This is a genomic window from Achromobacter sp. UBA5777 (assembly GCF_002418565.1).
GTDB classification, from domain to species: Bacteria; Pseudomonadota; Gammaproteobacteria; order Burkholderiales; family Burkholderiaceae_B; genus Achromobacter; species Achromobacter animicus.
The window spans coordinates 1-8,177 of sequence record NZ_DIEJ01000119.1; the positions used below are offsets into that span (position 1 = coordinate 1).

At 65.4% G+C, this 8,177-nt stretch carries 8 protein-coding genes; 4 read left to right on the plus strand and 4 right to left on the minus strand.

Annotated features, from left to right (window positions below):
* The 3 genes from B3446_RS09085 to B3446_RS09095 all read left to right on the plus strand — a co-directional run.
* Nucleotides 1–384: 2-C-methyl-D-erythritol 4-phosphate cytidylyltransferase (locus B3446_RS09085; RefSeq protein WP_291379978.1), on the plus strand; the 384-nt coding region annotated here is incomplete at its 5' end.
* Nucleotides 381–872: a 2-C-methyl-D-erythritol 2,4-cyclodiphosphate synthase gene (gene ispF, locus B3446_RS09090; RefSeq protein ID WP_191576786.1), complete on the plus strand. Its 492-nt coding sequence runs from the start codon at nucleotides 381–383 to the stop codon at nucleotides 870–872. The genes B3446_RS09085 and ispF, both read left to right, overlap by 4 nt.
* Nucleotides 873–1,049: 177 nt before the next feature.
* A complete protein-coding gene (locus tag B3446_RS09095; RefSeq protein WP_291379981.1) occupies nucleotides 1,050–3,179 on the plus strand; it encodes a DUF4344 domain-containing metallopeptidase in 2,130 nt (709 codons plus the stop codon).
* A gap of 141 nt (nucleotides 3,180–3,320) precedes the next feature.
* On the opposite strand, the gene B3446_RS09100 is transcribed toward B3446_RS09095, so the two are convergent.
* The 4 genes from B3446_RS09100 to ompR form a co-directional block, all read right to left on the minus strand.
* Entirely contained in the window at nucleotides 3,321–3,839 is a 519-nt protein-coding gene (locus B3446_RS09100; protein ID WP_013392160.1) for a carboxymuconolactone decarboxylase family protein, read from the minus strand.
* A gap of 76 nt (nucleotides 3,840–3,915) precedes the next feature.
* Nucleotides 3,916–4,464 (minus strand): peroxiredoxin, encoded by a 549-nt coding sequence (locus tag B3446_RS09105; RefSeq protein WP_006217982.1) that lies wholly within the window; start codon nucleotides 4,462–4,464, stop codon nucleotides 3,916–3,918.
* 60 nt (nucleotides 4,465–4,524) lie between these two features.
* The gene (locus B3446_RS09110; protein WP_175123348.1) at nucleotides 4,525–5,952 is read right to left on the minus strand and encodes an ATP-binding protein; all 1,428 of its coding nucleotides are present in this window, start codon (nucleotides 5,950–5,952) and stop codon (nucleotides 4,525–4,527) included.
* A 4-nt stretch (nucleotides 5,953–5,956) separates the two neighbouring features.
* A complete protein-coding gene (gene ompR, locus B3446_RS09115) occupies nucleotides 5,957–6,691 on the minus strand; it encodes a two-component system response regulator OmpR (RefSeq protein ID WP_003813882.1) in 735 nt (244 codons plus the stop codon).
* Nucleotides 6,692–6,822: 131 nt separating this feature from the next.
* Here ompR and tsaB point away from each other — a divergent pair, with 131 nt between their 5' ends.
* Complete coding sequence (gene tsaB, locus B3446_RS09120; protein WP_291380234.1) at nucleotides 6,823–8,079, plus strand: tRNA (adenosine(37)-N6)-threonylcarbamoyltransferase complex dimerization subunit type 1 TsaB; 1,257 nt, start codon at nucleotides 6,823–6,825, stop codon at nucleotides 8,077–8,079.
* Nucleotides 8,080–8,177: the final 98 nt, after the last annotated feature.

Genomic DNA, 8,177 nt, shown 5'->3' on the forward strand with positions numbered 1-8,177 from the left:
GACGATGCCTGGGTGCTGGTGCACCACGGGGCCCGCCCTGGCTTGCCCGCCGCGGCGCTGGGACGGCTGATCGACGCGTGCCTGGCCGATCCGGTCGGCGGCCTGCTGGCCCTGCCGGTGGCCGACACGGTCAAGGGCGGCCACGAACGCGTGGAACGCACGCTGGACCGCAATGGCCTTTGGCTGGCGCAGACGCCGCAGATGTTTCGCGCGGGCGTGCTGCGCGATGCGCTGACCGCCGCGTCCGTGAACGGCATCACCGTCACCGACGAGGCCTCGGCCATCGAGGCCGCCGGCTATGCGCCGCTGCTGGTCACCGGTTCGATGCGCAACTTCAAGGTGACGTGGCCGGATGATTTTGAACTGATGGAAAAATGGCTATGAGCATTCCTTTTCGCGTCGGGCAGGGCTTTGACGTGCACGCGCTGGTCGAAGGCCGGCCGCTGATCATCGGCGGGGTCACGATTCCCCATACCCACGGCCTCTTGGGCCATTCCGATGCAGATGTGCTGCTGCACGCGATCACCGACGCGCTGCTCGGTGCGGCGGGTCTGGGCGACATCGGCAGGCACTTTCCGGATACCGATCCGGCGTTCAAGGGCGCCGACAGCCGTGTGCTGCTGCGCGAGGCCATGGCGCGCGTGCGCAAGGCGGGTTGGTCACCGGTGAATATCGACGCCACGCTGCACGCGCAAGCGCCCAAGATCGGCCCGCACGCCCCTGCCATGGTGAAGAACATTGCCGCCGACACCGGCCTGGCTGAATCCGAGGTCAATATCAAGGCCAAGACCAACGAGGGCCTGGGGTATCTGGGCCGCAAGGAAGGCATCGCGGCCACCGTAGTCGCCTTGCTGGCACGCGCGGACCACTGACGCGCCGGCCGCGCTGCGTGGCATTCGCGCCACGCTTATCCGGTATTCCAAAGCCGCCCGAGCCGCCAGGCCGGGCGGCTTTTACGTTGGCATACATCTTTAACAAATGCATAAGCGGACCGCATTGTTCTGACTTACGCTGCGCGACTTGAAATCTGACTAATCAGGGACACTCAGATGCGATTACGTGGCGCGGGGCTACTTTTTGTGCTGGCCGCTTTTGCTACCTCCGCCCACGCGGCCTACGAGAAGCAGCTCGGTCCACTGGCCACCACGGTCAAGCAGCAGCTTTTGCAAGGCTGGCATGTCGGCGAGCAGGACGGCTGGTTCACCCTGCGCAACAGCGATGTCCCGGGCGGCGAGCAGACGTTCTACATCAACCCGGGACCCGCCCCGGAAAGCGGACGCATCACCGATGTCAACGTGATGGTCAACTCGAAGAGTCCCAAGGCGTCCATCGGCATCGCGCTGAACAACAACGCGCGCAAGGGCCTGTGCCTGCTGGAGATCCGGGCGGACCGCAACATCCTGCTGTTCTGTCTGGAAGGCCAGAAGCGCCGCGATATCGCGTCCGTGCCCAACGTCGCCAAGCTGGATGGCACCGACCGCATCCGCGTCGTGGAGGTGCCGGGCGCCGCGCGTTTCCTGGTCAATGGCCAGAAGATTGGCGATATCGAGGACGAGGCCGCGCTGGGCAGCGAGATCGGCATCATGGCCTATGACGAGGGCACGTTCGGGATTGCCGACTTCATGATCGTCTCGGACGTGGCCGGCAAGCCGGTCGGGGTGGGAGCGCAAGGGGCCGCCGGACAGGGCAGCGCCGGACGGGGTAGTGCCGGGCAAGGTAGTACCGGACAGGGTGGCGCCGGCGCGCCGCGTGTGCCGTCGGCCGCGTCGCCCCCCGCGCAGGTCCCCGCCGACAACAGCCCAGCGCTGGCCGGCGCCGGCCCATATCCCCGTTTCGGCGGGGACACCTTGCGCATCGTCGCGGTCTACATCGGCATCATGCGCAGCATCTTCCTGCACGAGTTCGGGCACGCCCTGATCGGCGAGCTGGAACTGCCGTCCACGGGCGCGGAAGAAGACGCGGTCGACATGTATTCGGCCTTGCGGATCGTCGAGCCCACCATCTACCCGTCCGACAACGAGGACGTGAACGTCATGGCCCGCGAGGCCGCCACGTATGCGGCCCTGCAGTGGTACTACAGCGGCATGCTGGCGGAAAAGCGGGGCGCGTCGACGAACTCGGCCTGGCAGGACGAGCACACCGGCGACCTGAAACGCTTCCGCAACATGCTCTGCATCATGTATGGCGGCAATCCCGCCGTCTTCGAGAACGTGGTCAAGCACGTCGGTTTCGAAGACCGGACCAAGTCGCGTTGCACCGACGAATTCAACAAGCAGAACCGGGCCTGGCGCCACCTGTTGGCGCCCCATACCCGTGTGGGCACCTGGACGCCGGACGGCCAGCAACCGGCCAACGCGCCCGGCGCGCCGGTCAACGTGGTGCTGGAACCCTCCAAGCGCAAGATCGGCAACCTGTTTGCGTCGGCTCTTTCCAACGCCGTCGCCAACAGCGTCAAGGATCTGGGCAACACCTACGTCCTGCCGCGGCCGATCAATGTGACGTTCAAGGATTGCGGCCAGTTGAACGCCTGGTACAACCCGCGCGAGGGCTCGATCACGATGTGCTACGAGCTGATCGAGAACATCGCGGTGATGATTTCCGACATTGAAATGGGCACGGTCGGTGGCGAGGTCGTCGCCAACAAGGGTGGCGGGGCGCAGACGGCGCCGCGGCAAACCCCCTCGGCGGGGCAGGGCATGCCCGCGCTGCCCGCCGGCGCCTTCGACGAACTGAAGGACTTCGGCGTGCCGCCGACCAGCCTGCTGTTCTCGTCCCCCTACCGGGGTCCGACGCCTGTCAAGCACACGCGTGCCGACGTCATCACGACGGCCGACCTGGTCAAGCTGATCAATAACGAGAAGAACATCCTGATCATCGACACCAGCGCGGGGCGGGATACGTTGCCCATCGCCTACCCGCTGCCCGATGCCGGGTCGGACGGCAGCGTTGCGGACCACCTGCAGGGCGCGCTGGACGACTGGCTGAAGAAGAAGACCGGCGGGCAGCGCAACGCGCCCATCGTGTTCATGGGCGCGGGCATGAACGACCGCTCGGCCTACAACGGCGCGTTGCGTGCGGGGTCGCTCGGCTGGCGCGCCTACTGGTATCGCGGCGGCATGGAGGCCTGGACCGCCAACGGCCTGCCCACGGCGCCGGTCAAACCCGCCGCAGGCAAATAGTCCGGCGGCGGCCGGGGCCGGGCATTGATGATCGGCCCGCCATCGGCCTGCGCCGCTTCATCGGAGACCGCGCACCGCCACTGCCAAAAGAAAAGCCCGCCTGCATCATGCAGGCGGGCTTTTTTGCGATCGGCGAATCGCTTACTTGCCTTGGGCGGCCAGCGCCAGCGCGGCGGCGTTGACGACGGCGGCGATACGGCCGGCATCGCGCAGCTGTTCGGTCGACAGGCCGTCGTTCTTCAGGTTTTCATAGTGCGAGGCCACGCAGAAGTGGCACTTGCCGATGATGGAGGCCACCAGGGCGAACAGCTCGAAGCGCTTCTTGTCCACGCCGCCATGGGTGGCGTAGGCATTCATGCGCAGCTGGGCCGGCAGGCTTTTGAGCTGGGCGTCGCCGGTCATCTCCACGTAGGGATACCAGGTGTTGTTCATGCCCATGAGGGCGGAGGCGGTCAGCGCGGCGTTCGCGTCGCCTTCGGACAGGCCGCTCTTGAAGGCTTCAACCAGCACCGGGCTGCGCGCGGCATAGGCGGCGGACAGGGCGGCGCCTACGGCGTCTTCGGGAGCCAGCGTTGAGCGGGCGATCACGGCGTCCAGATTCAGGCGGATGTCCTTGGCCCAATCCGGCAGCTGTTCCTTAATGGTCGTAAGAAATTCCATAGTTTTTACCTATAATCTAGCGCAGTTAAAGCCCGGCGCGGGCCCCTGCAGGGCAGGGTCCGGACCGGGCTGGAAATTACAGCGTGGCGCCGCCAACCGTACGGTTGCACGGGCACAGTTCGTCGGTTTGCAGACCGTCGAGCAGACGCAGAACTTCTTCCGGGTTACGGCCGACGTTCAGGTTGTTCACCGAAACGTGCTGGATCGTGTTGTCCGGGTCAACGATGAAGGTGGCGCGCAGCGCAACGCCAGCACCCTTTTCACGCACGCCCAGTTGGTCGATCAGGGCGCCGGTGGTGTCGCCGAACTGGTAGTGACCCAGCTTGTTCAGGTCCGGGTGCTCACGGCGCCAGGCCAGCTTGACGAATTCGTTGTCGGTCGAACCGCCCAGCAGGACGGCGTCGCGGTCTTCGAAATCCTTGGCCAGCTTGTTGAAGCCGACGATTTCGGTCGGGCACACAAACGTGAAGTCTTTCGGGTAGAAGTAGATCACCTTCCACTTGCCGGGGAACGAGCTTTCGGTGATGTCTTCGAACGCGGACACGCCGTTTTCTTCGTGCTGGTTGAAGCCGGGCTTGACGCCGGTGACCTTGAAGGGTTCGAGTTTGTCGCCAACAGTTTTCATGTTTACTCCCGTAGTTGTTGGGTGGAGATGAGGCATCGCCCCAAAACCGTAAATTCTACGCTATGGATTATCGTTGTCTAATTGATAATTCCTAAACTTGGCTTTGGGCAGCTCTATCCGCGCGGTCAGTCCGCCGCCCTCGCGGGGAAGCATCCGAAGCGATCCGCCGACGTGTTTGAGCAGGCGTTCGACGATGGCCAGACCCAGCCCCGCGCCACTGACGCCGGTGCGCGCCGCCTCGCCGCGCGAGAACGGGCGAAGCAGGCGGTCGACATCTTCGGGTGCGATGCCGGGGCCGCGATCGGAGACCTCGATGACGATCATGCTGCCTTCGGCCTGCAGCGTCATGTTCAGGTGCGCCATGCCGTCATCGGGCGAGCGGCCGTAGCGGCGCGCGTTCTCGATCAGGTTGCTGACGATGCGCTTCAGGTCCAGCGCGGTGATACGGGCGCGCAGGCCAGGCTCCAGCGCCGCGTCCAACTCGCCGCCCAACGAGGCAGTGTGGCTGCGCTCGCGTTCGTACAATTCGGCCAGCACGGCGGAAATGTCGGTGGCCAACTGCGGCAGGGTGCCGGCGGGGCGGGCGTACTCCATGAGCTGCCCGATGCTGTGGTCGATCTGGCCCAGGTCTTCGTCGATGGCCTGCCGCGCGTCTTCGGACACGCCGCTCAGCTCGATTTCGAGCCGCATGCGCGCAAGGGGCGTGCGCAGGTCATGTGAGATGCCCGCCAGCATGAGCTCGCGGTCGGCCTCGGCCTGGCGCAAGTCCTTGGCCATGCGGTTGAACGACGCATTCAGGTCGCGGATTTCCAGCGGGCCTTGTTCGGGCAGGGCCGCGGGCGTTTCCCCGCGCGACAGCACCTGGGCGGCCCGCGCCAACCTGGATAGCGGCCGGTTGACGAAGCCCACGCTGACCGCGGCGCCGACCAATGACAGCAACAGCGCCGTGGCGCCCCAGCCCAGCCACTCGATCCCGCCTGTAAGACCGATCTGCTCACGTTCGAACACCAGCCAGTACAGATCTTTTTCTATCTGGAAACTGACCCAGAAGCCAGGTACCTGGTTCACGCCCCAGGCAATCTGCGTTTCCGGGCCGAAGCGCGTGCGGATATGCTGCGCCACACGCTGCCAGTAGTCGTCGTCGGGGAGGGCTTCGGCGAAGTCGGTGACCTCGCGCGGATAGACCTGGATGCCTTCGTTGGTGGCCAGGTCGAGGAGGAGCTTGCTGCGTTCGCCGTTATGCGAATAGATCAGCGCGGTGCGCGTGATATTGACGGCCGTGATCACCCGCTGCGCCATTTGATTGGCGCGCGGTCCCAGCTCCATGCTGAAAAATACTTGAAGCCACGCGCCCAGGCTGACCAGCATCAGCGCGGCGAGCAAAAGGAACGTGCGGCCGAACAAGCCGAGCCGCAAACGTGATGTCAGGTTCCTGAATGTTCTGCGCAAGCGCGGCACGACGCTGCGCTCCTGCACCGGGCGGGCCAGCCGATCAGCTACCACCGTCCGGAACGAACACGTACCCCAGACCCCAGACGGTCTGGATGAATACGGGCTTGGACGGGTTCGGCTCGATCAGCTTGCGCAGACGCGAGATCTGGACGTCGAGGCTGCGATCGAAGGCTTCGTATTCGCGGCCGCGGGCCAGTTCCATGAGCTTGTCGCGCGACAGGGGAATCTTCGGATGGCGCGCAAAGACCTTGAGCACCGAGAATTCACCCGTGGTGATGGGCACCTGTTCGCCGTTGCGCGTGAGCGTGCGGGTGGACAGATTCAGCACGTACGGACCGAAGGCGATGGATTCGTTTTCCTGGCTGGGCGCGCCGGGGTGTTCCTCGGTGCCGCGGCGGCGCAGAATCGCATTGATGCGCGCCAGCAGTTCGCGAGGATTGAACGGCTTGGACAGGTAATCGTCCGCGCCCATCTCAAGGCCGACGATGCGGTCGATTTCTTCCGCCTTGGCCGTGAGCATGATGATGGGGGTATTGTCGTGGCCACCGCGCAGCCGGCGGCAGATGGACAGGCCATCTTCGCCGGGCAGCATCAGGTCCAGCACGAGCAGGTCAAAATGCTCTCGTTGCCAGAGTTTGCCCATCTCTTTCGCGTCTTCGGCAACGAAAACGTTGAAACCCTGTTCGGACAAGTACCGGCGAAGCAGATCGCGCAAGCGCGGATCGTCGTCAACGACGAGGATTTTTCGGGTGGGGGTGGTGTTTTGCGTATTCATGGCCGGAAATGTAACAGTGACAAGAACCGGGGGCTAGAGGGCGTTCACAAGATATTACACATTGCGATCCCTGGTTGAAATCCCCCTTACACACGGGGGTAACAGCGGCTTATTTCGTACAATCTGCATCTATGGAACTAAACCTGCTGGCACTGGAAACTTCGTCGTCACGTTGTGGCGTGGCCCTTTTACGGGCGGTCGACGGCCGTCTGGAGATCAGCGTCCGCGAACACGAAGGCTCCCAGGAACACGCCGAGCGCCTACTGCCTATGGCCGATGCGCTGCTTGCCGAGGCCGGCATCACGCCGTCCAAGCTGCATGCCGTGGCGTTCGGGCAAGGGCCCGGCGGCTTCACCGGGCTGCGCGTCGCATGCGGCGTCGCCCAGGGCATGGCTCTTGGGCTGGGGATCCCGGTGTTGCCTATTGTTTCGCACCAGGCGGTCGCCGCCGACGTCGATGGCACACCCGCCGACGCTGTCGTCGTGGCCCTGGACGCCCGCATGAACGAGGTCTATCTGGCAGTCTACCGCCGCGGCGACGCCCCGGGCGAGGAATCTGTCTGGGAAACGCTCCAAGCCCCGATGCTGATTGCCGCCGCCGAGGTCGTGCCCTGGACGGCGCACCATCTGCCCAACTGGTCGGCCCGCGCAGGGCAACCGCTGACGCCGCTACTGGCTGGCGATGCCTGGGAGGCCTATGCCGCCGACATGGCCGCGCCCGGCGAGTGGCGTCGGGCCGTCGATGCTCAGCGGCCGCAGGCGGCCAGCGTGGCGCGGCTTGCCCGCCAGGGCTGGCTGCGCGGCGAAACCCTGGCGCCGGAGCTGGCCGCACCGCTCTATGTGCGCGACAAGGTGGCGTTCACCACCGCCGAGCGCCTGCGCGGAGAGGGCGGTAATCCCAAGGCGCAGCCGTCGCTTGCCGCGGCAGTCCCGCAGCCCATGACGGATGCCGATCTGGACGAGGTCGTGGCGCTGGAGGCGCAAGTGCAGGCCTTCCCCTGGACCCGCGGAAACTTCGCGGACGCGCTGGCGTCGGGCTATGGCGCCTGGACCTTGCGGCGCGAGGGCAAGCTGGCGGGCTTCTGCATTCTGATGTTTGCGCCGGACGTGGCGCATCTGCTGGTGATCGCGGTGGCCCAGGATCTGCATCGGCAGGGACTGGGCGGCGTGATGCTCGACTGGTGCGAGCAGCAGGCGCGCGAACGCGGCCTCGAAGGCCTGCTCCTGGAAGTGCGGCCGTCCAACACGTCCGCCATCAGTTTCTATAAGGGCCACGGCTATCTGCAGATCGGTATGCGCCGGGCCTACTACCCGGCCGCGCAGGGCGGCCGCGAGGACGCCATCGTCATGCAGAAACGCTTCGGCGAACCCGACGGAGCACCGGCATGAGCCCGATGGACGCCGCGCCGCGCCCGGCGCCGCCCCGCATCAACCCGTTGCAGCGCATCTGGTTGCGCGAGCTTGGCATGGAGCGGCTATGGCTGCGC

Bases quoted from the DNA above. Each gene is read 5' to 3' on its own strand.
- B3446_RS09095 (WP_291379981.1), top strand. From the start codon at position 1,050: ATGCGATTACGTGGCGCGGGGCTACTTTTTGTGCTGGCCGCTTTTGCT.
- ompR (WP_003813882.1), bottom strand. From the start codon at position 6,691: ATGAATACGCAAAACACCACCCCCACCCGAAAAATCCTCGTCGTTGAC.
- B3446_RS09105 (WP_006217982.1), bottom strand. From the start codon at position 4,464: ATGAAAACTGTTGGCGACAAACTCGAACCCTTCAAGGTCACCGGCGTC.
- tsaB (WP_291380234.1), top strand. From the start codon at position 6,823: ATGGAACTAAACCTGCTGGCACTGGAAACTTCGTCGTCACGTTGTGGC.
- B3446_RS09100 (WP_013392160.1), bottom strand. From the start codon at position 3,839: ATGGAATTTCTTACGACCATTAAGGAACAGCTGCCGGATTGGGCCAAG.
- ispF (WP_191576786.1), top strand. From the start codon at position 381: ATGAGCATTCCTTTTCGCGTCGGGCAGGGCTTTGACGTGCACGCGCTG.